Raw genomic sequence first — 23,004 nt, forward strand, 5'->3', positions numbered from 1 at the left:
TCGTCCGATTAAGAAGGACTTGACTTTTTTTATTTAGCTTTTAAAATAGTTACCATAAAAATAAAAAGAGGTTTACTATTTATGAACAAGAACAAAGCATTTCTTCTTGCCCTCCCAGCTATCGGAGCCGCCTTCCTAGCTGTCCTGTCCCAATTAACTATTTCCATCGGCCCCATTCCCATCACGCTGCAGACTTTTGTTATCGGCTTAATTGCGACGATTTTCAAACCTCGAGAAGCTGTTTTGTCAGTCTTTATTTATCTACTGCTGGGAGCTATTGGTCTGCCGGTCTTTGCTGGAGGAAGCGGTGGTTTCCAGGCTCTCTTTGGTCCAAGCGCCGGTTATCTCTGGTTCTTCTTACCCTTTGCGCTTGTGACATCCAGTCTGACTCATAAGGACAGTCCTTTCTATATGATTTTTATAGCTAATGTATTGGGTGCCGCTCTCGTCTTTGTCGGTGGTATCCTAGGACTGCAGTTCTTTGGAGGACTTGATTTCTCTAAGTCAGTAGAGGTTGGCCTAACTCCTTTTATCCTGCCTGGATTGATAAAAATTATTGCCATCACCATTATCAGCATCCCTATTTTTAAGAATCTGAAAATTCATCCCTACTTTTCAGAGAAATAAGAATCTGTCTGTATATTTGTCTCGTCCGATTAAGAAGGACTTGACTTTTTTTTATTTAGCTTTTAAAATAGTTACCATAAAATAAAAAAGAGGTTTACTATTTATGAACAAGAACAAAGCATTTCTTCTTGCCCTCCCAGCTATCGGAGCTGCTTTTCTAGCTGTCCTATCCCAGTTAACTATTTCCATTGGTCCCGTTCCCATTACGTTGCAGACTTTTGCTGTCGGTTTGATTGCAACGATTTTCAAACCTCGCGAAGCGGTTTTGTCAGTCTTTATTTATCTGCTGCTGGGAGCTATTGGCCTACCGGTCTTTGCTGGAGGAAGCGGTGGTTTTCAGGCTCTCTTTGGCCCAAGCGCCGGATATCTCTGGTTCTACTTACTCTTTGCCCTTGTGACATCCAGTCTGAGCCACAAGGACAGTCCTTTCTATATGATTTTTATAGCCAATGTATTGGGTGACGCTCTCGTCTTTGTCGGTGGTATCCTAGGACTGCATTTCTTGGGGGGGCTTGATTTCTCTAAGTCAATCGCGGTTGGCCTGACTCCTTTTATCCTGCCTGACTTGCTAAAAATGATTGCTATCACCATTATTAGCATCCCTATTTTTAAGAGTCTGAAATTCCATTCCTACTTTTCAGAGAAATAGAAAAACTGATAGAATTTTCTCTATCAGTTTTTAAATGCATCCACGAGAATTTGGAATTCTTCATTAGAAAGTGTAATTCCCTTGCCCATCTTGCTGTGGTCTGGGCTCCAAGTCCGAATATCGTACTTAGCTGGTGCTCCGTTAAAGCTAACTCGGTTGAGTTCCTTGGTCCAGCCCTTGTCATTTTCAGACAGGACCAGTAGTTTTTCTTCGATTTCGAATGTAAATTCAGCCATATTTCACCTCTTGTTTTATTTTCCAATTAATAATTCGTAAAAGAATTTACAATTTAGGGAATTTTGTTATATAATATATTGTAACAAGTTATGGAGATTTTAGCTATGAAAAAATATCTCGAAATGATTTTACAAAGAGCCAACGAATTTATCAGTGGCAAAAAGAATGAACAAGAACCAGAGGACAGCGGCCGCATTCTGCGTACCATCGAGTTAGCTCTGCGAAAACAATCTGGTGTGCACGTTATCTTTTTGGACAAGAGCTTCACTGGCGATATTGTCAAATACGATCGCGAGCGCCTGCAGCTGATTATCAAGAATTTCAAGAAAAGTATGACCACTATTATCCGCGTGCAGGACATCAAGCGAATCAGTCTCGTACCCAATAATATCCGTGAAGCCCAAAAGAAAGACATTCGCATCACCAACCGTCGTTTCAAAAGATAACTCTTCCATCCAGCTGGATGGAAGAGTTATTTGTTTTTCTGAAAATAAATTGATCGATGCTTCTTGCATCCTGGATTAAAAGGATGAGCGCAGAAAGGGCAGGCATCCTCACAGCCAAGGTACTGAGAAATAGTCAGCTCAGTCCTGCAATGGCCACAAAGGACTACTCGATCTTCTGACCGACTCACAGGATAGGCCAGAAAAGCATGATCTTCGCAGCGGTCATGACAGAGAAAGCAAGGATAGTATTTCTGACAAGCAAAGCACTTAAGGGCTATGATATCTCTCTCACTGTGATAATGCTGGCAGCGAGTCTCCTCATCAAGAATATCTCCGTAAACCTGAATCATGCTATTTCCTCTCTGAAAACCTGTATTCATAAAAATGGCTTTTAGATTAAAAAGCCACCTATGAATAAAAGATTAAGCTCGGACGGTCACGCTAGTGCCATCTTCCTTGTAAAGATTAATCAAGCCTTCCTTACGAGCCCGCACCATATCCCCAGCCTCTACGGGCTGCTCCAAGTGAATGGTCAGAAGCTCCATCGGATTAGGAGCCCGATCAATTTTGTTACCATCAGCATCTCGAAGGTCTGTGATAAAGGTTTCAAAATGACGGAAGCCCGGTCCGTAAAATTCAACCTGATCCCCTTCGTGAATAACATTGCGCTGACGAATAGTCGCTGTCTGACTGTCTGCGTCATAGGCTACTACTTCTGCCACAAATTTGTATTCTGGAATCTTGCGTCGCGCTCCGAACAGCTGCTCATTTTCAGTTGGAGTATGATAGTAGAATCCTGTGGCCAATTCACGTTGAGCAACCTTCCACATCTCTTCGACCAAGTCCTGCTTGATAGCTTCAAACTTTTCAGGACTTTCTAGATAAGCATTTACAGCCGCTTTATAGCAGTTAGTCACCGTGGAAACGTAATGAATAGACTTCATCCGTCCCTCAATCTTCAAGCTATCAACTCCGTTTTCAATCATGTCTGGTATGCGGTCAATCATGGACATATCAACCGCGGACATAGAAAATTCTTCTGGAACTTCCCCCTTCAAGCTCTTACGTTCTTGTCCAAAAGGCATATCATAGAGGTCGTATTTCCAACGGCAGGATTGGGAGCAGCCACCACGATTGGCATCGCGCATACTCATGTGGTTGGACAGTGTACAGCGGCCTGAGTAGGAGATACACATGGCTCCATGAACAAAGGCTTCAATTTCAACGTCAGTCCGTCGGCGAATTTCAGCCAGCTCAGCCATAGAAACTTCGCGAGCTAGGACAACACGAGTCAGTCCTAGATTTTTCCAGAATTCCAGCGTTTCATAGTTGGTCGCACTGGCCTGAGTAGACAAGTGGATTTCCAGACCAGGTGCTTCTGATGCTGCAATAGCAATCAGAGCCGGATCTGAAACAATGACAGCCGCAATCCCGATATCCCGCAAACGGCGGAACCACTCACCAGCTCCCTCTTCGTTACCCTCGTGCATGACCATATTGGCTGCGACATAGACCTTAGCACCATAACTAGCCGCAAACTGAACCCCTTCTTCCATCTGTTCAAAGGTAAAGTTCCCAGCCCGACTGCGCAGACCATAGGCCTGTCCGCCAATAAAAACAGCATCTGCTCCATATCGAACAGCTACTTTTAGCTTTTCCAAAGTACCAGCAGGCGATAACACCTCTGGTCGTTTCAACTTTCTTGCCATCATTTTCTCCTATTTGCAATATAAAAGTGTTGATGTCTAATCCTTATTATTTTATAGTAATTTACCCCTAAAAGCAAGGTTCTTTGAATTATTTTCACAATTCTAATTTTCAGATTTTTCGAATTAATTCAAAAAACATCTATTTTTTAATCCTATTTTAGTAAATATCAATTTTGTTCTCAAAAAAGAACTCCTAAAAGGAGTTCTAGTTTAAATATTTATTTTACCATATCAGGGTCATAGTCATAAAATCCTGTATCGAGAAAACGATTTTTCGGATGCAGTTTATGAATCGCCTCATCCAGCACAAAGGCTTGGTCTGAGCTAAACTTGCCTGCTTCAATCAAATCCCTTGCCTCTACAAAAATCTTAGCAATCTCGACAAAGTTGTGACCAGGTGTGTAGAGCCCTTCCAACTTCCAGTGGCAGAATCCATGGTCAACCAATTCTATCAGCTTGGTCATCAAATCCAAGTCATTATTGGCAAAAATATGAGTACCATGATTGTCCTCAAAAATCGAGTAATGGCTCTGCGGGTCACTAGGTTCCGCCAGAAAGAGGTCTCGCTCCCGCGTCTTTTCATCATCGATATGAGTAAAATTATAGTAATTCTGCAAAAGAGGACGCTTGGAGTGATGGATGACACTAGCTCCGTAAACCAAGACTTCAGCAGGAATTTCCAGAATTTCTGGCATCTTAAAAAGCTCAGCAGAAGGAATCTCACGCGCTAGGACAGCTTCTGAAACTCCTGCGTTCTTAGCCCAAAAGTTAATCTGACGACTGCTGGTAACCATGGTCGAGGCATCGTAAATGGTCTTTAATTTATAACCATCGCGCTGCAGCACATAGAAAACACCAGCATCACCAACGGTAATATAATCTGCCCCAATCTCCTGCAGAAAATCAAGATAGGGCTTGATCTTATCCATCATTTCTTGATGCATGAGCGCGTTCACTGCAACGGTCAACTCTTTTCCTGCTTGGTGAACTAAGTCAGAAATTCGAGTTAATTCGTCTAAACTAAAATTATGAGGCAAACGAAGGCCATAATTTTTCTCACCGACATAAATTCGATCGACATTTGCCTCTAAAAGTTCCTCAACTTGTTCTATACTTTCAGCTGTTGCTGTAATAATTATCTTTTTCATACAACCATTATAGCAAAAAAATATAAAGGAGTGGTTTTTCATTCGAATTTATTCGTTTTGTAATCCTTTTGTAATATTTAAAACTGCAAAAAAATGGTAGAATTAGAGGGTACTGTAAGGAGAGAGAATTATGCACGTAAGAAAATACCAACAATATGATGACCCAACTGACTACTACTACCAAGAAATTGAATCTGAACAAACACCACTCTATCAAGAATACCTACCTGAAGCAGAAACATCACCAAGATTAAGTGAACTCTTTTTCTTCTTAAATATTGCTGTGTTCTGTGTCTTGACAGTTTTGTTTAGCTTTGTATTTTTGAGTTTAAAAATGAATACATTTATGTCCTTCACTTTGGCCATTGCTTCCAGCCTGATTAGCATTCAATCTTATCGCCTGTTCGCAAAGAAACGCCAAACTAGCAAATAAACCAACCTTGTGATTCTACGATTTTAAAATATAAGAAAAACCGACGACGCTTTAAGTCCTCGGTTCTTTTTTTCACTCTTGTAAACAAAGAAGACTAGCAAAATTGCTAGTCTTCTTTGTTTTATTTTTCTTCTTGACTGTCTGTTTCAACAGCCTTTTCTTCTTGTCCTTCTGTCGCTTCTGCTCCGAAGTCAATGATGATTTCTTCTGAAGGTTCTTCTTCCTCTTCGAAGATCACAGGTTCTTCCTCAGCTAAGCTGCTTTCTTCTTTCTCAAATTTTTCTTTGATTTCGTTAAACTTATCTTGCGAGTAGTCCACGACTGACTTGGTCGTTTCTTTGACCGATTCGATGACTGTTTCAGTTGTAATCTCGCCTTTCTCAACCTTTTCTTTGGTTTGTTGAATCGCGCTGACAGCTTGATTTGAAAAGTCTTTAGCGGACTGAACGACAGCTTCGTGGATATCATCAGGATTTTCTTGGTATTCCTTAACAAAGTCCCGAACCTTATCTGTCGTTTCCTTTCCTTTCTTACTGGTCAGAAAATAGGCAGCAGCTGCACCTGTAACGGCGCCCAATAACAGTGATGAAAATTTTCCCATAATAGACCTTCTTTCTTATTTTTTAAACAATTTTGAAGCAAAACGCAAAGCAGATAAACCAGCTGTTGTCTTGACAGATCCCTTACCAACAGACACAGCTTTTTTACTCAGCGTGCGCGCCTGAACGTTTAAATCTGAAACGGACTCAGACAGGTCCGCTACAGCTGTAAATAAAGGATCAATAGTTGCGACTTTTTGATTGATGTCATCAGTTAAGACATTGACCTTGGCCAGCAAATCATTGGTTTGGTGAAGGGTCACGTTGACATCAGAAGTCAAGACCTTGATGGTATTTTCTGTTTCATCTAGCATCTTACCAGCTTTCTCGCCCAGATTTTTGACAGTAATCGTCAAGTAAATCACGAAGATAATAAGGGCAACCGCCAGTAAAGCATAAGCAATTTCAATTATCATATTTCTCTCCTTTCATTGCAGACATCTCTTACAAGAGTCAGCGGCTCTATTATTTCTTATTCTTGATAATAAGGGGCTTTCTTTTTTCTTTGGTAAATGATGATGCCTATTCCTACAAAAATAAGAATCAGCGACAGCCATTGGGAAACACGCAGACCAGCAAACATGAGACTGTCCGTCCGCATACCCTCAATAATCATCCGACCAAATCCATACCAAATCAGATAGAAGGCGGCGATTTCTCCCTGTCTCAGCAACTTAGGCCGACGGCGGAGAACAATAATCAAGATAAAACCAAGTAGGTTCCATACAGATTCATAGAGGAAAGTTGGCTGTCTGTAGCTGCCCTCGATATACATATTCTCACGAATAAAACTAGGCAGATAGTTCAAACTCTTAACTGCCGCACCATAGGCCTCATGGTTGGCAAAATTTCCCCAGCGCCCAATACTCTGAGCAATCATCACACTTGGTGCTGCAATATCTAGAAAATCAACTGGGTGAATCAGCCTTCTCCGACAGAAAAAGTAGAGAACGATAGCACCAGCTATCAGCCCGCCGTAAATAGCAATACCTGCTATCCCGCCATTCCAAAAATCGATGATTTTTATCAGATTCTTACCGTAATAATCCCATTCAAAGGCCACGTAATAAAGTCGGGCACCAATGATAGCTACGGGAAAAGCTACTAGGATAAAATCCAAAATATCATCAGGAATAATCTTCCGACGCGGAGCCTCTTTCATGGCAAGATAAACGGCTAAAACTAAGCCTGTGACAATACAGATGGCATACCAGCGAATACTGATAGGCCCTAGTTGGATAGCTACTGGATCAATCATGTTTCACCTCATTCCGGCTAATTAAATCGGTGAGGCGCTCTTCAAATATCTTGGTAGCATCATAGCCCATTTGCTTAGCTCGATAGTTCATCGCTGCAGCCTCAATCACGACTGAGATATTGCGGCCAGTCTTTACAGGAATCCGAATACGTGGAATTCTGACACCGGCAACCTCCAGCTCCTCTGTATCATTACCTAGACGGTCAAAAGTTTTTTGAGTATCGTAATTCTCCAAATAGACAGCTATCTGAACTTGAGAAGAATCTTTGACTGCACTGGCTCCGTATAAACTCATGACATCGATGATACCAACACCACGAATTTCCAATAGATGTCGCAGTATTTCAGCCGGCTCTCCCCAAAGGGTCACTTCATCCTTGGCATAGATATCCACTCGATCGTCCGCAACCAAACGATGGCCACGCTTAACCAATTCAAGCCCTGTCTCACTTTTACCAATTCCACTGTCCCCTTGGATGAGAACCCCCATGCCATAGATATCCATCAGGACCCCATGAACACTGGTTCTCTCAGCCAGCCGAGAATCAAGATAACTGGAAATTTCTCCAGACAAGCGACTGGTGGAGGTTTTGCTTCTAAGAATAGCAACCTGCTTCTCATCAGCCGCATCAATCATTTCTTTAGGAATCTCTAAATTTCGAGCAATGATAACCACCGGCGTCTCAGGCTGGAACATTTTCAGCAGTACTTGATGGCGATTATGAGAGCTCATCTTCATCAGATAAGACCACTCTTTCATCCCAATCAGCTGTATCCGCTCGGGTGTATAAAAATCAAAATATCCAGTCATTTCAAGTCCAGGCCGAGAAATATCTGAAGTTTTAATTTCTTTCTCCAGTAAAACTTTATCTCCGTACTCCTGAGACAGACGAGACATTTTTAAGAGGTCTTTGACCTTTACTGACATTGTCTTCTCCCTTCAAATTTGTCTGCTTCTATTATAGCAAATTTTTACCTCAAAAGAATCCTTAAGATTGATTTTAGGTCGAAAAAATATTTTGATTTAAATCAACTTTTTAGTAAAAATAGAAAAACATCCATGGTCTTAGTCAAGCAGGCTGTTAAGAATCTTCTTTTGGTTATTAAAACAAGGATGGTTTTCTACAAAATCTGGGACCTCTTTCAGAGGCAACCAGACATGGGCATCTGTTTCGCCTTCCTGATAGCGGACTTGACTCTTATCGCCAGACACAACCACCTCATAGTAGTCGAAATGGCACTGATCATTGACAGAGCACACCTGCTCCAAAAGTCTGATGCTGTCAGGAACCAGGCCTGTTTCTTCTTCTAATTCACGTAAGGCGGCTGTCAGACTATCCTCTCCAGCCAGCACACTGCCACCTGCTCCGAACTCATAATAGCCGGGATAAAGGCTTTTATTGGCTGATCGCCGCATAAAAAGAATATCACCATCCTGATGGCGAACCAAGACATTAACACAGAGATGAAACTGTCCTTCAGGAATTTTTTCTCCTCGAACCAGGAGATGAGGGAGTTGATTTCGATTTAAGTCATAGGCATTCCAAACTTCTGTCATATTTCCTCCTTGGATAAATTGCTAATATTTTGGTGAAGTTTTTAAGTGTCGACTTACCTGGTTTTCTAGACTGCTTCTTTTAGATTTTTTCTAAAAGAAGCAAGCAGAAAATAAATCACGGCATAGAAATGTCTTACTAAAACATTCCCTACTTCAAGTAAAAAATCGGGAGTGCATCCCGAAATTTTCTATTTTATTAAGAATTACCAAAACCAGCCGTCTTTATCGTCTTTGATAGCTTCCGCTTCTTTTCGTTTGCGCGGGCCGGTTCCATACATTTCTTCTTCTATGTCTTCTTTATAGGGCATAACCATAGCCAGCAGGATATAGATGAGAATTCCCAAGCCGAAATTGACCACAGTAAAGATAATAAAGAGGAAGCGCACCAGGCTCAGATCAAAATCAAATTTATCACACAGACCGGACAAGACACCGGAAATCAGTCGATTCTTTTTCAACTTATAGAATTTCACGTTCATGATAGAGACCTCAATGATCATATTTACTTTATTCTACCATATTTCATGAGAAAACAATCGGGCCAAAGGCTGATTATAGTTTAGAAAATTCATTCTTTTAAAAAAGAGAGTTCTTTAATGAACTCTCTTACTAATTATCAAGCTTTCTCTGACAAACGAAGCTTACCCATACAGCGTCCGCAACGGTATTTTTGAAGATTGACTCTACGTCTACGACGGATAAGTGCTCCGCAGCTCAGGCATTCATAGACGAGAAAAGATTGCGAATCGGACAAGGATGGAGCGTAGCGCAGACCATCAACTCGCTTGAGCAGATCTTTAAAATCTCTATCCCCATGGCGGTAACCTTTACCCTGATAATAGAGGTGATAATGAGCTAACTCATGGCGGACAATTTTTCGAAAGATCTCCAACCCAAAAGTTTCATAGATTTTTGGGTTGAAATCTAGATGGCCATCTTTTGGAAAGAAGCGTCCTCCTGTAGTGCGGAGGCGCTTGTTCCAATAAGCTTGGTGGCGGAATTCCCAGCCAAAATCTTCAACCGAAACCTGCTTGACATAGTTAGTTAGATTCATTTGGTGCTATCAAAGAGAGGTTGACCTTCTCCCGCTCCACATCCAGCTTATCCACCCAGACAGTGACCAAGTCACCAACAGATAGGACTTGACTAGGATGCTTAATATAGTCTGTGCTCAGCTTGGAGATATGGATAAGACCATCTTCGTGGATACCGATATCCACAAAGGCTCCGAAATCGACGACATTCCGGACGACGCCTTCCAGCTTTTGACCGATGCGCAGGTCCTTGATATCCAAGACATCCTGCCGCAGAACTGGCGCGTCAAAGGAATCACGCAAATCTCGGCCAGGCTTGAGCAAATCCGCAATAATATCTTTGAGGGTTTCTTCTCCCAAGCCTAGCTCTGCAGCCAAACTAGCAGTCTGAACAGCTTTTAACTTAGCTTGGGCAGCTTCATCCAAACTGCTGATTTCCAGACGCTTAAAGAGCTCCTCCACAGCCTTATAAGACTCTGGGTGAACGCCTGTATTGTCTAGCAAGTTATCACTTTCGGGAATACGCAGGAAGCCGGCTGCCTGTTCAAAAGCTTTTGCGCCCAGACGTGGCACTTTCTTGATGGCCTCGCGAGACCGAATCAAACCTTCTGTTTCCCGATACTTGACAATATTTTCTGAGATAGTTTTATTAAGACCAGCTACATGGGCCAGTAGGGCAGGACTGGCTGTGTTGATATTGACCCCGACTTGGTTAACCACGGTATCTACGACAAAGTCCAGACTTTCAGACAGTTTTTTCTGGCTGACATCATGCTGGTACTGACCAACCCCAATAGACTTAGGATCAATCTTAACCAACTCTGCTAAAGGATCTTGCAGGCGGCGGGCAATGGAAATAGCTGAGCGCTTTTCAACAGTCAAATCTGGAAACTCATGACGAGCCAGTTCACTAGCAGAGTAGACAGATGCTCCGCTCTCATTGACGATGACATAGCTGACAGTTGGATGGGATTTCAAAACTTCCGCTACAAAGGCTTCGCTTTCTCGGCTGGCCGTTCCGTTTCCGATGGCGATGATTTCCACGCCAAACTGTTCAATCAGCTCCGATAACTCTTTCTTAGATGCTTCAATCTGAGCTGGCTTTGCTGGCGCTACTGGATAGATGACATGGGTCGTCAGCATTTTTCCTGTCGCATCAACAACAGCCAGCTTGGCTCCTGTCCGAAAGGCTGGATCAAAGCCCAGTACTACGCGGCCTTTGAGAGGAGCAATCAAAAGGAGATGACGGAGATTTTCTGAGAAGAGCTGAATCGCTCCATCCTCAGCCACCTCAGTCAGCTCGGTCCGAATACGACGCTCCATGGCTGGAATGATTTTCTTTTTAACTGCTTGCTGGATAGCTTCACTAATATAGGCATTTTTCACCTTGAAACGTACTTCAAAGAAGCGCAAGACCTTCTCAAGATTGTGCTCAAAACCAACCTTGAGAATACCTAGCTTCTCACCACGGTTAAGGGCCAGTGTTCGGTAGCCCTGCATAGTCGCTACTTTTTCAGAAAAATCATAATAAATCTGGAAGACCTGCTTTTCATCCAAATCACCATCTTTGAGACTGGATACGATAGAAGAATTGGTCTGCATCTCGTGATAGGTCCAAGCCCGCAGCTTGGTGTCTTCGGAAATCGCCTCGGTCAGAATATCCACTGCTCCAGCAAGAGCAGCTTCTGCTGTTGGAAAGGCTTCACTAGTCAGTTTCTCAGCTTCTTCCTGCAAGTTAGCCGCATCCTGTAGGATGAAGCGAGCCAAAGGAAAGAGACCTGCTTCACGGGCAATAGTAGCCTTGGTACGACGCTTCTCCTTATAAGGCAAATAAAGTTCTTCCACATCGGCCAGCTTTTCAGCAGCCTCAATCTCAGAGCGCAACGCATCCGTTAGTTTGCCCTGCTCCTCAATCTTAGCTAAGACCGTCGCTTTACGCTCTGCCAAAGCAGTCATGCTCTTATCTAAGTCAATGATCGCCTTAATCTCGACCTCATCCAGATTTCCTGTCATTTCCTTACGGTAACGAGCAATAAAAGGAATTGTATTTCCCTCAGCGGTCAGATCTAGAACCTGTGATACTTGGCTTTCTTTAAGGCCCAATTTCTGGGCAATTTTTTCAATATTTATATTTTCCATAACAATCCTATTATATCACAAGTGCTTTGAAAGATAGGCTATTTTAGAACTATTTAGTACTATTTGTACAAAAAAATTTAGGGTAAATTAACGACAAAGGGTCTCTTATGTCTCAAAATTTCATTTTTTGATAATTGGTAGTATAATAGAATTATTATTTTAGAAATGAGGTGCCTTTATGGCTGTTAAATTTACTAGATCAGATGATTTGGACAAAATGTTCGAGGAGTTTGCGACCCTGCCCAAGATGGAAAAGGTAGAGTTCCCTGAGGAAGACAAGAAAAAATCTAAAAATGAGAAGGATAAGAAAGAATGAACTTCTTCTCTCAGCTACCGGCCAGTGTCCTGCAAGCTGGTGCCATTTTTCTCTCCATTATCATTGAGGCCCTGCCTTTTGTCTTAATCGGAAGTATTATTTCTGGCTTTATTGAGGTGTATGTCACGCCAGACAAGGTTTATCGTTTCCTACCCAAGAACAAATGGGCCCGGATTTTCTTTGGAAGCTTGGTTGGTTTTGTCTTCCCCTCTTGCGAGTGCGGAATTGTTCCCATTATAAATCGATTTCTAGAAAAAAAAGTTCCCAGTTACACGGCTGTGCCTTTTCTGGTAACGGCTCCAGTCATCAACCCCATTGTGCTCTTTGCGACCTACTCAGCCTTTGGTAATTCCTTCCGAATGGCTCTGCTTCGTGCTTTAGGTTCTATGGTCGTGGCTATTCTTTTAGGGATTTTTCTGGGCTTCTTTGCAGACAGCAATATCCAAAAAGAAAATCGCAAGGCTGTTCATGAGCATGACTTTTCACATCTCAGTAAGGGACAAAAGCTTTTTCAAGTCTTCGTTCAAGCTATTGATGAATTTTTCGATACAGGCCGCTATCTGGTCTTTGGCTGTCTCTTTGCCAGCCTGGTCCAAGTCTATGTGCCAACCAGAATCCTGACCTCCATCAGCTCGACACCAGCTGTTGCTATTCTCCTGCTCATGCTGCTGTCCTTCCTGCTCTCACTTTGCAGCGAAGCTGATGCTTTCATCGGGAGCTCCTTGATTGCTAGCTTCGGCCTATCGCCTGTCTTAGCTTTCTTGGTCATTGGGCCTATGCTAGATGTCAAGAATCTGCTGATGATGAAAAACTACTTTAAGACACGCTTTATCTGGCAATTTATCAGCCTGGTTACCGTCGTCGTCTTTCTTTACTCTTGGCTTGTGGGGGTAGTGCTATGATTCGATTTTTAATCTTAGTCGGCTACTTTGAGATCACCATGTATCTACAGCTGACGGGCAAGCTTAATCAATATATCAATCTCCACTATTCCTATCTAGCCTACTTGTCTATGATTCTGTCTTTTGTCTTGGCAGTCGTACAGCTTATCATCTGGATGAAAAAGATGGAGGTCCACAGTCATTTAAATACTCGCTGGGCTAAGTTAGGTAGCGTGCTTCTTCTTGTCATTCCGCTTTTTGTAGGAATTTTCTTTCCAACTGTAACCTTGGATTCGACAACAGTTTCGGCTAAAGGATTTCATTTCCCGCTGGCTGAGGGAACTTCAACTGCTATTCAGCAGGACGAAGGCACAACCAGCCAATACCTGAAGCCGGACACCAGCACCTACTTTACCAAAGGGGCTTACGAAAAAGAAATGCGTGCAGCCGCTAAGAAATATGTCAAGCAAGATACCATTCAGGTCACAACTGAGAACTACATGGAAATCATGGAAGTCATCTATGATTATCCCGACGAGTTTGTAGGCAAGACGCTGGAGTTCACCGGATTTGTCTACAATGATCCCAGCGATCAGAAGAGTCAATTTCTCTTTCGCTTCGGTATTATCCATTGTATCGCCGACTCAGGTGTCTATGGCCTCTTGACGACTGGAAATACCCAGCATTTCGAGAATAATACCTGGATTCATGCCAAGGGAAAAATTACCATGCACTACCATAAAAGTCTGGGGCAAAGCCTGCCAACTCTAGAAGTTGAAAGCTTTGATAAGGTAGAAAAACCGGAAAATCCTTACGTTTATCGGGTATTTGAATAAAGAAAACGAGGCTGGCACAATCGTGTCTTAGCCTCATTTTTTATCTTTGAATATGTTTCAAGCAGCGGTCAATTCCTCTCTATTTATCCTCCTTTTCAGAAACCGAATTTCTGAATACAATCTTTAGAAAAATTGTGATAAAATAGAGACATCATTTAGAAAATAGGTATCAGGATGTCTTCAAAAGTTATTGTAACAATTTTCGGAGCCAGCGGTGACTTGGCCAAAAGAAAACTCTATCCATCCCTCTTCAGGCTCTATAAGTCTGGCAATCTTTCCAAGCATTTTGCTGTCATTGGAACAGCCCGCCGGCCTTGGAGCAAGGAGTATTTTGAGTCTGTCGTCGTCGAGGCAATCGCTGATTTAGCTGACAGTCCAGAGCAAGCCCAAGAGTTTGCCAGTCACTTCTACTATCAAAGTCATGATGTGCAGGATACCGAGCACTACATTGAGCTACGCAAGCTTCAAAACCGACTCGATGAGCAATACCAAGCTGAGCACAATAAACTCTTCTTCCTGTCCATGGCTCCGCAATTTTTCGGTACCATTGCCAAACACCTCAAGTCTGAAAATATCGTAGATGGCAAAGGATTTGAACGCCTGATTGTCGAAAAACCTTTCGGAACAGACTTGGCAACTGCCAGCCAACTTAATGAAGAACTCTTGGCTGCCTTTAATGAAGAGCAGATTTTCCGTATTGACCATTATCTAGGCAAGGAAATGATTCAGAGCATCTTCGCTATTCGTTTTGCCAATCTTCTCTTTGAAAATATCTGGAATCGTGACTACATTGACAATGTCCAGATTACCTTTGCAGAAAAGCTTGGTGTCGAAGAACGTGGCGGTTACTATGACCAGTCCGGTGCTCTACGGGATATGGTGCAGAACCATACTCTGCAGCTCCTATCACTCTTAGCTATGGACAAGCCGAAAAGCTTCGGCAAAGAGGACATTCGGGCAGAGAAAGTCAAGGTTTTTGAGCGCTTGGTACAGCCCGATAAAGATGACTTGAAACGCTTCTTTATACGTGGTCAGTATAAGTCTGGCACGGTCAAAGGTAAGAAATACATCTCTTACCGGAGCGAACCTAATGTCAATCCTGACTCCATGACTGAAACCTTTGCTTCAGGAGCTTTCTTTGTAAATAGCGAGCGTTTCCGTGATGTTCCATTTTTCTTCCGAACTGGTAAACGCCTCACTGAAAAAGGTACTCTTGTTAATATCGTCTTTAAGCAGATGGAATCTATCTTTGGTGAGGAATTAGCACCAAATGTTCTGACCATTCATATCCAGCCGACTGAGGGCTTCTCTCTCAGCATGAATGGCAAAGAGGTCGGCGAGCGCTTCAGCTTAGCCCCTCTCTCTCTGGACTATCGAACAGACGCAACAGCTAGCGGTGCTTCCCCTGATCCTTACGAAAAATTAATCTTTGACGTCCTTAACAATGACTCAACCAACTTCAGCCACTGGGATGAAGTCCGCTCCAGCTGGGAGCTGATTGATCAGATTGAAGAGCTCTGGCATAGCAACGAAGTGCCTCTTCATGAGTATCCTGTCGGATCTATGGGACCAAATGCTTCCTTTGAACTCCTTAGAGAATTTGGAGCTGACTGGCAGTGGTCTCCAAACAAATAAAATTTAAAAATTGTTCATAAAAAAACCAGTACTCGTACTGGTTTTTTGTCTTATACCAAGCCTTCAAGCAGGCCTTTCATAAAGTTCTCTGAATTAAACTCACCGATATCATCAATCTTTTCTCCAAAGCCAATCAGCTTCACTGGAATATCCAATTCCTGACGAATGGCTAGTACAACTCCACCTCGAGCAGTCCCATCGATCTTCGTCAGTACAATTCCTGTGACTGGAGTTATTTTAGAAAATTCCTTGGCCTGAACCAGAGCATTCTGACCGGTTGAAGCATCGAGAGCTAGGAAAGTTTCATGTGGCGCTTCTGGATCCACCCGCTTAATAATACGGCCAATTTTCTCCAGCTCTGCCATGAGATTGTCCTTATTTTGCAGGCGACCAGCCGTGTCAATCATAAGAACATCAACCTTCTCTGCCAGAGCACGCTCCATTCCGTCATAAACCACGCTAGCAGGATCGCTCTTCTCAGGCCCCGTTACTACTGGAACATCTACGCGCCGACCCCATTCAGCCAGCTGAGCTACTGCTCCAGCTCGGAATGTATCTGCTGCTACCAACATGACTTTCTTGCCTTGTTGTTTGTACTTATAGGCTAGTTTACCGATAGAGGTGGTTTTACCAACTCCGTTGACCCCAACAAAGAGCATGACAGTCAAACCGTTTTGGAAATTGATTTTTTCATTAAAGCGGCCATCTTTCTCATAAATGTCCACCAATTTTTCAATAATCAGCTGGCGTAGAGCAGCTGGTTTTTTAGCATTTTCCAGACGGGCTTCATAGCGTAGTTCCTCAGTCAGACTGGAAGCTACCTGCACCCCTACATCACTAGTGATGAGCAGCTCTTCCAAGTCTTCGAAGAACTCTTCATCTACTGAGCGGAAATTAGCAAAGAAGGCATTGAGCCGTGCTCCAAATCCTGTCCGAGTCTTCTTTAGGCTGCGGTCATATTTTTCCTGAGTGGATTCCTCTTGAGGAAGTTCAGCATGGTCTTCTGTAGCGGCTGCTTCTGATTCTTCAGCAACATCAGCTGCTTGAACGACCTGTTCTGATTCTGTTAGTGACTCCTCAGCTGTTTCTGGCTCGAACTCATTATTTGAATCGGTTGCCACCTCGTCATAAGAAGATGCTTCATCCGACAGCTTTGCTTGTTCAACAACTTCTTCTACCGTTTCGTCACTGCTCTCAGCATGATGCTCTTCTAGAGTTTCTTCAGTCTGACTTGCTCCTTGAGCCATTTCTTGATTTTCTGCAATAATTTCTCTTTCATGCTCTGGCTCCTTGCTTTCTTCTTGGATGGCTTGAGATGCTGGCTCTTCAACATCAGCCAAACTATCTTTTGTATCCGAAATTTGGTCATCAAGTTGCTGCTCGCCCTGATAGGACTGAACAGCTTCCGCTTCAAGATTTTCTCCTGCTTCTGGAGCAGGTGCTGTTTCTTCTCCAAGGTCATCAATGTTTTCCAATGCTTCCTTGACAACTTCTTCAATCGGCGGTTCTTGTTTTTTTCGGCCGAAAAGGCGGTCAAATAATCCCATCGGCTAATCCTCCTTTAGTACATATTCTTCAATAGCCCAAGCCACTGCATCCTCATCATTGGTCATAGGTGTCACCACATTGGCTGCTTCTTTGACGATGGCTACTGCATTCTGCATGGCCACTCTCAAACCAGCCCACTCAATCATAGACAAATCGTTGGCTTCATCACCACAGGCCATGACCTGACTTCTCTCAATGCCTAAATGGGCAATCAGTTTCTCCAAACCATTAGCCTTATGGACATTTTTAGGGGACCATTCCAGCAGCATTTCTCTAGATTTAAAAATCTCATAGCGCTCAAATAATTCCGGTGAAATTTGCTCAATAGCCGCATCCAGTGGTTCTTGAGCATAAGCAGTGACACATTTATTGTAAGTCTGCTGGCTGGATAAGTCGCTGAAATCAACAGGCTCAAAGGTCAGAGCAGGATTGAACTGAGCATAAAGCGAATCTTGATCGGATTGAATCTGATAGACAAGTCCTTCGCAGATAGCATCAAGCGGGATATGGAGCTTGTCCGCCTCCTCATAAATCCGGGCTACATCATCATAAGAAAAGACTGTTTTATCGAGGATTTCTCCAGTGTTGCGCTGAACAAGACCACCATTAAAAGTAATGGTGTACTCATCCTCTCGACCGTCTGTTCCCAGCTCATGCAGGAAAAAGTCCATGGCCTTAAGAGGGCGTCCAGTAGTCAGAACTACCTTAACTCCCTTGGCCTGAGCTGCTTTTAAAGCCGCTAAATTACGCTCAGAAATCTTCTTGTCTGAAGTCAGGAGAGTTCCATCTAAGTCCAGAGCAATCAGTTTTATATCTGACATTATAATCCCTCCATGTAAGTGATAACCGACTGAGCATCATGGTGGCCGATGACTTCCTTGGCCACTTCTAAAATCTCAGGGCGAGCATTTTCAGTCGCAATCGGATAGCCAGCCACCTGCATCATGTGCAAATCATTGAGATTATCACCAAAAACCATGACTTGAGAAAGATCTATGTCTAGCTTCTTGGCCAGCTCGACAATGGCAACCCCCTTATCCACATGGTCCAGAACGATGTCAATGGACTTGTAGCCAGTTGTCATGGCCTTGACTCCATCGATATTCTCATTGACCCAAGCTTCACCAGCTGCGACTTGGTCCTCAGCAAAATTGGTCGTAAACTTGAAAATATCATCGTCGATATCAGCCAGGCTAGCTACTTTTTGAATGTTTTCATTATAATGAGCACTGAAAGAAAGATAGGTCGGATCCACAGTCTCCAAGACATAGCAGGCACGTTTGCCCGTTAGAAGCAGCTCGTTGACATTGACATAGGGAGATTCCTGCAGCTTATCAAAAACCTTGAGGTAAAAGTCCCGAGGCATGGTTGCTTCATAGAGATCTTCGCCATGAAATTCAACTAAGCTGCCGTTTTCAGCAATAAAAATAATCTCATTGCGCACTTCCTCAAACAGCTTTTCCAGCGACAAGATGCCGCGCCCGCTGGCTACAGCAAAGTAGATACCTTTTTCTTTGAAGCGAGCCAAAACTTGCTTGAGGCGGTCCATATCAAACTGACCTTTACTGTCTAAAAAGGTGCCATCCATATCCGTTGCTACTAATTTTATACTCATGTTACATACTTTCTAAATCTTTTAACTTGACCGAGACAATCTTGGAAACCCCAGACTCCTGCATGGTAACTCCGTAAATAGAGTCTGCAGCTGACATGGTTCCCTTACGGTGAGTGACCACGATGAACTGGCTGTCCTTGTCAAATCGATTGAGATAATCCCCAAAGCGTTTAACATTAGCCTCGTCCAGCGCTGCTTCTACCTCATCCAAGATGACAAAAGGAATGGTCTTAACACGGATAATAGAGAAGAGCAGAGCCAAAGCTGACAAGGCCTTCTCGCCACCGCTCATCAGATTGAGCGATTGTATCTTCTTGCCCGGTGGCTGAACGGAGATTTCTACACCTGCAGTCAGCAAGTCTCCCTCCGTCAATATCAAGTCTGCTGAACCACCACCAAACATCTGACGGAAAGTCACCTTGAAGCTTTCACGAATAGCTTCAAAGGTTGATTTAAAGCGTTCCTTGACTTCGTCATTCATCTCTTCAATCGTCTCTAATAGCAGATTTTTGGCTGATAGAACGTCGTCTCGTTGCTCATTGAGGAAGTTCAAACGATTGCTGACTTCTTCAAACTGCTCAACTGCTTCCAGATTGACTGGACCTAAAGCTCGAATGGCTTTTTCCAAATCCTTCACCTGGCTTTCAGCAGCAGGCAAACTTTCTAAAGGACGAGCTTGGCTGCTTGCTTCTTCGAAGCTCATCTGATAGTCATCTGTCAGATTGCTTGCCAGACGGCGCATGACATCCATGAGCTTATCCTTTTCTGCCTCTGCCTTGGCCTGCCGACGAATCAATTCTTCATTTTGATGACGGGCTTGCTCCAAACGACTGGCAATATCGTCAGACTGACCTTCTAAATCTTCAAGCTCAAATTTTAGACGAATCAGTCTTTGATCCAGCTCAGTCTTTTCTTGCTTGGCGGTCTCTAATTGCCCTTCTAGGACCGTAATATCCACCTTCTGCAGGCTGGACTGCTCCTTTTGCTCCATCAAAAGCTCCAAGGTCGCCTGCTCTTTTTCAAGGCTGGCTTTTTCCTCGGACAGACGTTCCAAGTCATTTTTTTCAAAGCGTTGGTTGGAGGTCAGCTCTGTACGCTGGAGCTTGAGTTCAGCTAGACGAGAGGAAAGCTTGTCAAAACGAGCCTGAACTGCATCTTTGTTCGACTTAACCTGCTCTATTTCTGCAGTGATGTCTGCTTTTTCTTGCTCAATTTCGGTCAAGCGGGTCCGCAGTCGGTCTTTCTCTTCTGAAATATCCAAAGCAGATTGACCAGCCAACTCTTGCTCCTGTAGATTTTTCAGACTTGTGAGTTCTTCTACACGCTTGGCCAACTGTTCATAGGCTAGATTAGCCTTTTGCTCAGCTAAGCGAGCTTGCTCACCATCTGTCTTGATTTGTTCCAATACCTGCTTAGCCTGACTTAGCTGGTTTTGCAGAATTTGCACTGCTTCTTCCTGCTCTTTCAAGCTGACATTTTTCTGCTTAATCTCCTCTAGCAAAGCATCTAGCTCTGGCTTGATAAAGATAGTATTGTTATTGCGGTTGGCACCACCAGCATAAGAACCGCCAGTCCGAAGCTCTGTTCCATCCAGAGTCACCATGCGAACCTGATAGCGTACTTGACGAGCTGCCGCTCGGGCATGCTCCACTGTGTCAAAAATAGCAGTCGTTCCCAGCAGATTTTGAAAAATGCTGTCTAACGATGACTCATAGCTGACCAAGGAAGAAGCCAGTCCCAGAAAACCAGCACTCTTTTCAATCGTAGCACGGTTATGGTCAGGCAGCTGACGCGGCTTGATGGTTGTTAAAGGCAGGAAGGTTGCCCGGCCAGCCCGATTTTTCTTCAGAAATTCGATAGCCCGAGTCGCAGCCGCCTCATCTTCCACGATGATATTCTGACTGCTGGCTCCCAACGCAATTTCCAGCGCAGTCTGATAGTGGGGGTCAAAGCTGAGTTTTTCGCTGACTGCTCCTACAATGCCCCCCAGACGGCCAGCCTCCTGCAGCACACTCTTAACCCCAGCATAGAAATTGCTGTGATTTTTGAGAATGGCTTCCAAGCTATTTGAACGTGCCTGCTTGTTTTTGAGGTCGTCCAAAAGCTCAAACATCTTAGTCTGCTGATGCTTATAGTCAGCCTCTAGCTTCTCTACTAACTGGATCTGACTTTGATAGTCAGCCAGTAGGCCCTTGAGGGCTTGGCGAGCAATTTCCAACTCCTCCAAACCAGCCTGCTCCTGAGTCTGGCTAGCTTCCAAATCTGCTTGCAGTTTAGCATAGTCTGCCTTCTTGCTCTCAGCCAATTTAAGCTCGCTAGCCAGCTGGCTCTCCAGAGAAGTCAAGTCATTAGAAAGATTTGCTTCTTCCTGCATGAGCTTGACATACTGCTCACGAAGATGTTCAATCAGCTGGTCCGGATCATCTGAAAAGTCTGCTAATTCTGCTTCCAAAGCAGCGATAGACTCCTCATTGTCACTCAGTTGGGCAGCTATTTGGCTCAATTCAGCCTGCTTGTCTTCTATGTTGCTTTCTATCTGAGCCAGTTTTTCTGACAAAGTAGCCAAACGTTCTTCATTTTCCCGACGGCTCGTCGCTGCCTGACTGGACTCCAACTTAGAAAGGTCAATCTGACGCTCCAAATCACTGATTAAGCGAGTCAATTCCAGCAAACTAGCTTGATCATCAGACAAAGTTTGATTGAGCTCATGGCGCTTGGCCTTCAAGGTTTGGTTTTCAACTTCCAGCTCATCGCGTTTGCTATAGTAAGCTGCCAGCTCCTGCTGGATATTCGTTAAATCTTCTTCAGCCTGAGTCAGCCTTTCCTTATTAGCTTTCAGCTGAGCGACCAAAACATCCAAGTAAAGCTCTCGGCGCTGGCCATCCAGACTCAAGAAGCGCTTAGTAGTTTCAGCCTGCTTCTCCAAGGGCTTGACCTGGCTCTCCAGCTCGTAGATAATGTCTTCCAGTCGATCCAGATTATCCTGAGTTTGACTAAGCTTGCTTTCCGTTTCCTTACGACGTGTCTTATACTTAAGCACTCCAGCAGCTTCTTCAAAAATTGCCCGGCGTTCCTCCGGCTTGCTGTTGAAGATTTCCTCGACCTTCCCTTGGGAAATAATGGAGAAGGAATCTCGTCCCAGCCCAGTATCCATGAAAAGATCATGGACATCGCGCAGACGGACTTTTTTGCCATCAATCTTATACTCACTGTCACCGCTGCGGTAAATGTGACGCTCCACCCGAATCTCATTGGCAGCATCCTTGATAAATTGGTCACTGTTGTCCAGAACCACTACCACGGATGCGTAATTGAGTGGCTTGCGGGTTTCTGTTCCCGCAAAAATCACATCGGGCATCTTGCCGCCCCGCAGACTTTTCACACTGGACTCTCCCAAGGCCCAGCGCAGGCTCTCCGTAATATTGGACTTGCCGGAACCGTTTGGCCCAACAACCGCTGTCACTCCCTGATCAAAGACAACTTTAGTCTTATCAGCAAATGACTTGAAGCCCTGAATTTCAATTTCCTTTAAAAACATGAAGAACTTTCCTTTTCAAATGCGTTTTTAGCAGCTTCCTGCTCGGCCAGCTTTTTAGAACGCCCCTGGCCTTGACCGGACTTGCGGCCATTGATGAGAACAGCCACCTCGAAATTTTTGGCATGAGCCGGTCCTGTCTCGGAGACGACCTGATAGGTAATTTCCACATCACCATTAATCTGCAGCAGCTCCTGCAGCTTGGTCTTATAGTCCGTCACCCGCTCAAAATCTCCCGCTTCAACCTTGGGAATCATGACTTGATAGAGAAAACTTTTGACTGCTTCCACACCCTTATCTAAGAGCAAGGCACCTAAAAAGGCCTCGAACAAATCACCTAAAATCGTATCACGATTCCGGCCGCCAGACTTCTCCTCTCCGCGTCCCAGCTTGATAAACTGATCAAACTGACAATCTCGGGCAAAGCCTGCCAAGCTCTCCTCCCGAACAATCATGGAACGCAGCTTAGACAGGTCTCCCTCTGGCCTCTTAGGATACTTGGTATACAGATACTCCGAAATAATCAGTTGCAGAACAGCGTCTCCTAAAAATTCCAAGCGTTCATTGTGTGAAATTTTTAAGAGGCGGTGCTCATTGGCATAGCTCGTATGGGTAAAAGCCGTTTCCAACAAGGTCTCATCAGAGAAAACCAAGTCAAACTGCTCCAGCAATGCTTTTTTCAAATTTTCCATTACTATTTTATATCATGCTGGCTTCAGTCAGATAAGCAGCATGATACCTTTTCCTTTCCAAAGATATACAGTCTCTATTATAACAAAAAACAGGCGCAAACGCACCTGC

General features: G+C 43.8%; 25 protein-coding genes. 8 read left to right on the top strand and 17 right to left on the bottom strand.

Annotation, left to right across the window (positions count from 1 at the left end; genetic code table 11):
- The first annotated feature begins 81 nt into the window (after window positions 1-81).
- Both J1C86_RS07710 and J1C86_RS07715 read left to right on the top strand, forming a co-directional pair.
- Window positions 82-627 (top strand): biotin transporter BioY, encoded by a 546-nt coding sequence (locus J1C86_RS07710; protein ID WP_125405149.1) that lies wholly within the window; start codon window positions 82-84, stop codon window positions 625-627.
- Window positions 628-730: 103 nt separating this feature from the next.
- The gene (locus J1C86_RS07715; protein ID WP_125405152.1) at window positions 731-1,276 is read left to right on the top strand and encodes a biotin transporter BioY; all 546 of its coding nucleotides are present in this window, start codon (window positions 731-733) and stop codon (window positions 1,274-1,276) included.
- Between the two features lie 23 nt (window positions 1,277-1,299).
- Here the strand turns inward: J1C86_RS07715 and J1C86_RS07720 are convergent, their stop codons facing one another.
- Window positions 1,300-1,512: a YdbC family protein gene (locus J1C86_RS07720; protein ID WP_004186157.1), complete on the bottom strand. Its 213-nt coding sequence runs from the start codon at window positions 1,510-1,512 to the stop codon at window positions 1,300-1,302.
- Window positions 1,513-1,602: 90 nt separating this feature from the next.
- Here J1C86_RS07720 and J1C86_RS07725 point away from each other — a divergent pair, with 90 nt between their 5' ends.
- The gene (locus J1C86_RS07725) at window positions 1,603-1,959 is read left to right on the top strand and encodes a hypothetical protein (protein WP_125405154.1); all 357 of its coding nucleotides are present in this window, start codon (window positions 1,603-1,605) and stop codon (window positions 1,957-1,959) included.
- 26 nt (window positions 1,960-1,985) lie between these two features.
- Here J1C86_RS07725 and J1C86_RS07730 read toward each other — a convergent pair whose 3' ends face one another.
- The 3 genes from J1C86_RS07730 to J1C86_RS07740 form a co-directional block, all read right to left on the bottom strand.
- A complete protein-coding gene (locus J1C86_RS07730; protein WP_185755722.1) occupies window positions 1,986-2,309 on the bottom strand; it encodes a CHY zinc finger protein in 324 nt (107 codons plus the stop codon).
- Between the two features lie 72 nt (window positions 2,310-2,381).
- On the bottom strand, window positions 2,382-3,668 hold the full coding sequence (locus J1C86_RS07735; protein WP_427150794.1) for a peptidase U32 family protein: 1,287 nt from the start codon (window positions 3,666-3,668) through the stop codon (window positions 2,382-2,384).
- Window positions 3,669-3,886: 218 nt separating this feature from the next.
- The gene (locus J1C86_RS07740) at window positions 3,887-4,816 is read right to left on the bottom strand and encodes a peptidase U32 family protein (RefSeq protein ID WP_176798671.1); all 930 of its coding nucleotides are present in this window, start codon (window positions 4,814-4,816) and stop codon (window positions 3,887-3,889) included.
- A gap of 130 nt (window positions 4,817-4,946) precedes the next feature.
- On the opposite strand from J1C86_RS07740, the gene J1C86_RS07745 reads away from it, so the two are divergent.
- Complete coding sequence (locus tag J1C86_RS07745) at window positions 4,947-5,249, top strand: DUF3270 family protein (protein ID WP_002894977.1); 303 nt, start codon at window positions 4,947-4,949, stop codon at window positions 5,247-5,249.
- A 121-nt stretch (window positions 5,250-5,370) separates the two neighbouring features.
- Here J1C86_RS07745 and J1C86_RS07750 read toward each other — a convergent pair whose 3' ends face one another.
- The 8 genes from J1C86_RS07750 to J1C86_RS07785 all read right to left on the bottom strand — a co-directional run bounded on the left by J1C86_RS07750 (window position 5,371) and on the right by J1C86_RS07785 (window position 11,837).
- On the bottom strand, window positions 5,371-5,850 hold the full coding sequence (locus tag J1C86_RS07750) for a YtxH domain-containing protein (RefSeq protein ID WP_125405166.1): 480 nt from the start codon (window positions 5,848-5,850) through the stop codon (window positions 5,371-5,373).
- 15 nt (window positions 5,851-5,865) lie between these two features.
- Window positions 5,866-6,264 (bottom strand): DUF948 domain-containing protein, encoded by a 399-nt coding sequence (locus tag J1C86_RS07755; RefSeq protein WP_002894975.1) that lies wholly within the window; start codon window positions 6,262-6,264, stop codon window positions 5,866-5,868.
- A gap of 56 nt (window positions 6,265-6,320) precedes the next feature.
- Window positions 6,321-7,106 (bottom strand): prolipoprotein diacylglyceryl transferase, encoded by a 786-nt coding sequence (gene lgt / locus J1C86_RS07760; protein WP_125405169.1) that lies wholly within the window; start codon window positions 7,104-7,106, stop codon window positions 6,321-6,323.
- Window positions 7,099-8,034 (bottom strand): HPr(Ser) kinase/phosphatase, encoded by a 936-nt coding sequence (gene hprK, locus J1C86_RS07765; protein ID WP_125340928.1) that lies wholly within the window; start codon window positions 8,032-8,034, stop codon window positions 7,099-7,101. The genes lgt and hprK overlap by 8 nt, the downstream gene beginning before the upstream one ends.
- Window positions 8,035-8,172: 138 nt before the next feature.
- A complete protein-coding gene (locus J1C86_RS07770; protein ID WP_125405172.1) occupies window positions 8,173-8,664 on the bottom strand; it encodes an NUDIX hydrolase in 492 nt (163 codons plus the stop codon).
- 203 nt (window positions 8,665-8,867) lie between these two features.
- Entirely contained in the window at window positions 8,868-9,143 is a 276-nt protein-coding gene (locus J1C86_RS07775; RefSeq protein ID WP_023916493.1) for a PspC domain-containing protein, read from the bottom strand.
- Between the two features lie 137 nt (window positions 9,144-9,280).
- Entirely contained in the window at window positions 9,281-9,718 is a 438-nt protein-coding gene (locus J1C86_RS07780; protein ID WP_048774223.1) for a SprT family protein, read from the bottom strand.
- Window positions 9,705-11,837 (bottom strand): Tex family protein, encoded by a 2,133-nt coding sequence (locus tag J1C86_RS07785; RefSeq protein WP_125405175.1) that lies wholly within the window; start codon window positions 11,835-11,837, stop codon window positions 9,705-9,707. The genes J1C86_RS07780 and J1C86_RS07785 overlap by 14 nt, the downstream gene beginning before the upstream one ends.
- A 178-nt stretch (window positions 11,838-12,015) precedes the next feature.
- Here J1C86_RS07785 and J1C86_RS07790 point away from each other — a divergent pair, with 178 nt between their 5' ends.
- The 4 genes from J1C86_RS07790 (at window position 12,016) to zwf (ending at window position 15,505) form a co-directional block, all read left to right on the top strand.
- The gene (locus tag J1C86_RS07790) at window positions 12,016-12,153 is read left to right on the top strand and encodes an SPJ_0845 family protein (protein WP_002897213.1); all 138 of its coding nucleotides are present in this window, start codon (window positions 12,016-12,018) and stop codon (window positions 12,151-12,153) included.
- Window positions 12,150-13,055, top strand: a complete 906-nt coding sequence (locus tag J1C86_RS07795; protein WP_125405177.1) for a permease — start codon at window positions 12,150-12,152, stop codon at window positions 13,053-13,055. Before J1C86_RS07790 ends, J1C86_RS07795 begins: the two co-directional genes overlap by 4 nt.
- The gene (locus tag J1C86_RS07800; protein ID WP_125382732.1) at window positions 13,052-13,870 is read left to right on the top strand and encodes a TIGR03943 family putative permease subunit; all 819 of its coding nucleotides are present in this window, start codon (window positions 13,052-13,054) and stop codon (window positions 13,868-13,870) included. Before J1C86_RS07795 ends, J1C86_RS07800 begins: the two co-directional genes overlap by 4 nt.
- Before the next feature lie 174 nt (window positions 13,871-14,044).
- A complete protein-coding gene (zwf, locus tag J1C86_RS07805; RefSeq protein WP_125351153.1) occupies window positions 14,045-15,505 on the top strand; it encodes a glucose-6-phosphate dehydrogenase in 1,461 nt (486 codons plus the stop codon).
- 50 nt (window positions 15,506-15,555) lie between these two features.
- Here the strand turns inward: zwf and ftsY are convergent, their stop codons facing one another.
- From ftsY to rnc, 5 genes are read right to left on the bottom strand one after another with little or no spacing between them, the layout of a single operon-like run.
- A complete protein-coding gene (gene ftsY, locus J1C86_RS07810; protein WP_125382733.1) occupies window positions 15,556-17,052 on the bottom strand; it encodes a signal recognition particle-docking protein FtsY in 1,497 nt (498 codons plus the stop codon).
- Window positions 17,053-17,055: 3 nt separating this feature from the next.
- Window positions 17,056-17,874 carry a Cof-type HAD-IIB family hydrolase gene (locus tag J1C86_RS07815; RefSeq protein ID WP_125408850.1) on the bottom strand — a complete coding sequence of 273 codons (819 nt, stop codon included), beginning with the start codon at window positions 17,872-17,874 and terminating at the stop codon, window positions 17,056-17,058.
- Window positions 17,874-18,668 carry a Cof-type HAD-IIB family hydrolase gene (locus J1C86_RS07820; RefSeq protein WP_125408851.1) on the bottom strand — a complete coding sequence of 265 codons (795 nt, stop codon included), beginning with the start codon at window positions 18,666-18,668 and terminating at the stop codon, window positions 17,874-17,876. Before J1C86_RS07820 ends, J1C86_RS07815 begins: the two co-directional genes overlap by 1 nt.
- Window position 18,669: 1 nt before the next feature.
- Window positions 18,670-22,206, bottom strand: coding sequence for a chromosome segregation protein SMC (gene smc, locus J1C86_RS07825; RefSeq protein WP_125408852.1), 3,537 nt, complete (start codon window positions 22,204-22,206; stop codon window positions 18,670-18,672).
- Entirely contained in the window at window positions 22,197-22,895 is a 699-nt protein-coding gene (gene rnc, locus J1C86_RS07830) for a ribonuclease III (RefSeq protein ID WP_002899941.1), read from the bottom strand. The genes smc and rnc overlap by 10 nt, the downstream gene beginning before the upstream one ends.
- Window positions 22,896-23,004: the final 109 nt, after the last annotated feature.

Origin of the sequence: Streptococcus sanguinis, from assembly GCF_050220005.1 — a bacterium.
GTDB lineage: Bacteria > Bacillota > Bacilli > Lactobacillales > Streptococcaceae > Streptococcus > Streptococcus sanguinis_Z.

What these genes read in the sequence shown, in the direction of transcription:
- J1C86_RS07795 (WP_125405177.1), top strand. Translation starts at nt 12,150, where the DNA reads ATGAACTTCTTCTCTCAGCTACCGGCCAGTGTCCTGCAAGCTGGTGCC.
- J1C86_RS07730 (WP_185755722.1), bottom strand. Translation starts at nt 2,309, where the DNA reads ATGATTCAGGTTTACGGAGATATTCTTGATGAGGAGACTCGCTGCCAG.
- J1C86_RS07750 (WP_125405166.1), bottom strand. Translation starts at nt 5,850, where the DNA reads ATGGGAAAATTTTCATCACTGTTATTGGGCGCCGTTACAGGTGCAGCT.
- J1C86_RS07770 (WP_125405172.1), bottom strand. Translation starts at nt 8,664, where the DNA reads ATGACAGAAGTTTGGAATGCCTATGACTTAAATCGAAATCAACTCCCT.
- J1C86_RS07715 (WP_125405152.1), top strand. Translation starts at nt 731, where the DNA reads ATGAACAAGAACAAAGCATTTCTTCTTGCCCTCCCAGCTATCGGAGCT.
- J1C86_RS07720 (WP_004186157.1), bottom strand. Translation starts at nt 1,512, where the DNA reads ATGGCTGAATTTACATTCGAAATCGAAGAAAAACTACTGGTCCTGTCT.
- J1C86_RS07800 (WP_125382732.1), top strand. Translation starts at nt 13,052, where the DNA reads ATGATTCGATTTTTAATCTTAGTCGGCTACTTTGAGATCACCATGTAT.
- rnc (WP_002899941.1), bottom strand. Translation starts at nt 22,895, where the DNA reads ATGGAAAATTTGAAAAAAGCATTGCTGGAGCAGTTTGACTTGGTTTTC.
- ftsY (WP_125382733.1), bottom strand. Translation starts at nt 17,052, where the DNA reads ATGGGATTATTTGACCGCCTTTTCGGCCGAAAAAAACAAGAACCGCCG.
- J1C86_RS07740 (WP_176798671.1), bottom strand. Translation starts at nt 4,816, where the DNA reads ATGAAAAAGATAATTATTACAGCAACAGCTGAAAGTATAGAACAAGTT.
- J1C86_RS07815 (WP_125408850.1), bottom strand. Translation starts at nt 17,874, where the DNA reads ATGTCAGATATAAAACTGATTGCTCTGGACTTAGATGGAACTCTCCTG.
- J1C86_RS07710 (WP_125405149.1), top strand. Translation starts at nt 82, where the DNA reads ATGAACAAGAACAAAGCATTTCTTCTTGCCCTCCCAGCTATCGGAGCC.
- J1C86_RS07775 (WP_023916493.1), bottom strand. Translation starts at nt 9,143, where the DNA reads ATGAACGTGAAATTCTATAAGTTGAAAAAGAATCGACTGATTTCCGGT.
- smc (WP_125408852.1), bottom strand. Translation starts at nt 22,206, where the DNA reads ATGTTTTTAAAGGAAATTGAAATTCAGGGCTTCAAGTCATTTGCTGAT.
- lgt (WP_125405169.1), bottom strand. Translation starts at nt 7,106, where the DNA reads ATGATTGATCCAGTAGCTATCCAACTAGGGCCTATCAGTATTCGCTGG.
- J1C86_RS07790 (WP_002897213.1), top strand. Translation starts at nt 12,016, where the DNA reads ATGGCTGTTAAATTTACTAGATCAGATGATTTGGACAAAATGTTCGAG.
- zwf (WP_125351153.1), top strand. Translation starts at nt 14,045, where the DNA reads ATGTCTTCAAAAGTTATTGTAACAATTTTCGGAGCCAGCGGTGACTTG.
- J1C86_RS07745 (WP_002894977.1), top strand. Translation starts at nt 4,947, where the DNA reads ATGCACGTAAGAAAATACCAACAATATGATGACCCAACTGACTACTAC.
- J1C86_RS07725 (WP_125405154.1), top strand. Translation starts at nt 1,603, where the DNA reads ATGGAGATTTTAGCTATGAAAAAATATCTCGAAATGATTTTACAAAGA.
- J1C86_RS07735 (WP_427150794.1), bottom strand. Translation starts at nt 3,668, where the DNA reads ATGGCAAGAAAGTTGAAACGACCAGAGGTGTTATCGCCTGCTGGTACT.
- J1C86_RS07820 (WP_125408851.1), bottom strand. Translation starts at nt 18,668, where the DNA reads ATGAGTATAAAATTAGTAGCAACGGATATGGATGGCACCTTTTTAGAC.
- J1C86_RS07780 (WP_048774223.1), bottom strand. Translation starts at nt 9,718, where the DNA reads ATGAATCTAACTAACTATGTCAAGCAGGTTTCGGTTGAAGATTTTGGC.
- J1C86_RS07755 (WP_002894975.1), bottom strand. Translation starts at nt 6,264, where the DNA reads ATGATAATTGAAATTGCTTATGCTTTACTGGCGGTTGCCCTTATTATC.
- hprK (WP_125340928.1), bottom strand. Translation starts at nt 8,034, where the DNA reads ATGTCAGTAAAGGTCAAAGACCTCTTAAAAATGTCTCGTCTGTCTCAG.
- J1C86_RS07785 (WP_125405175.1), bottom strand. Translation starts at nt 11,837, where the DNA reads ATGGAAAATATAAATATTGAAAAAATTGCCCAGAAATTGGGCCTTAAA.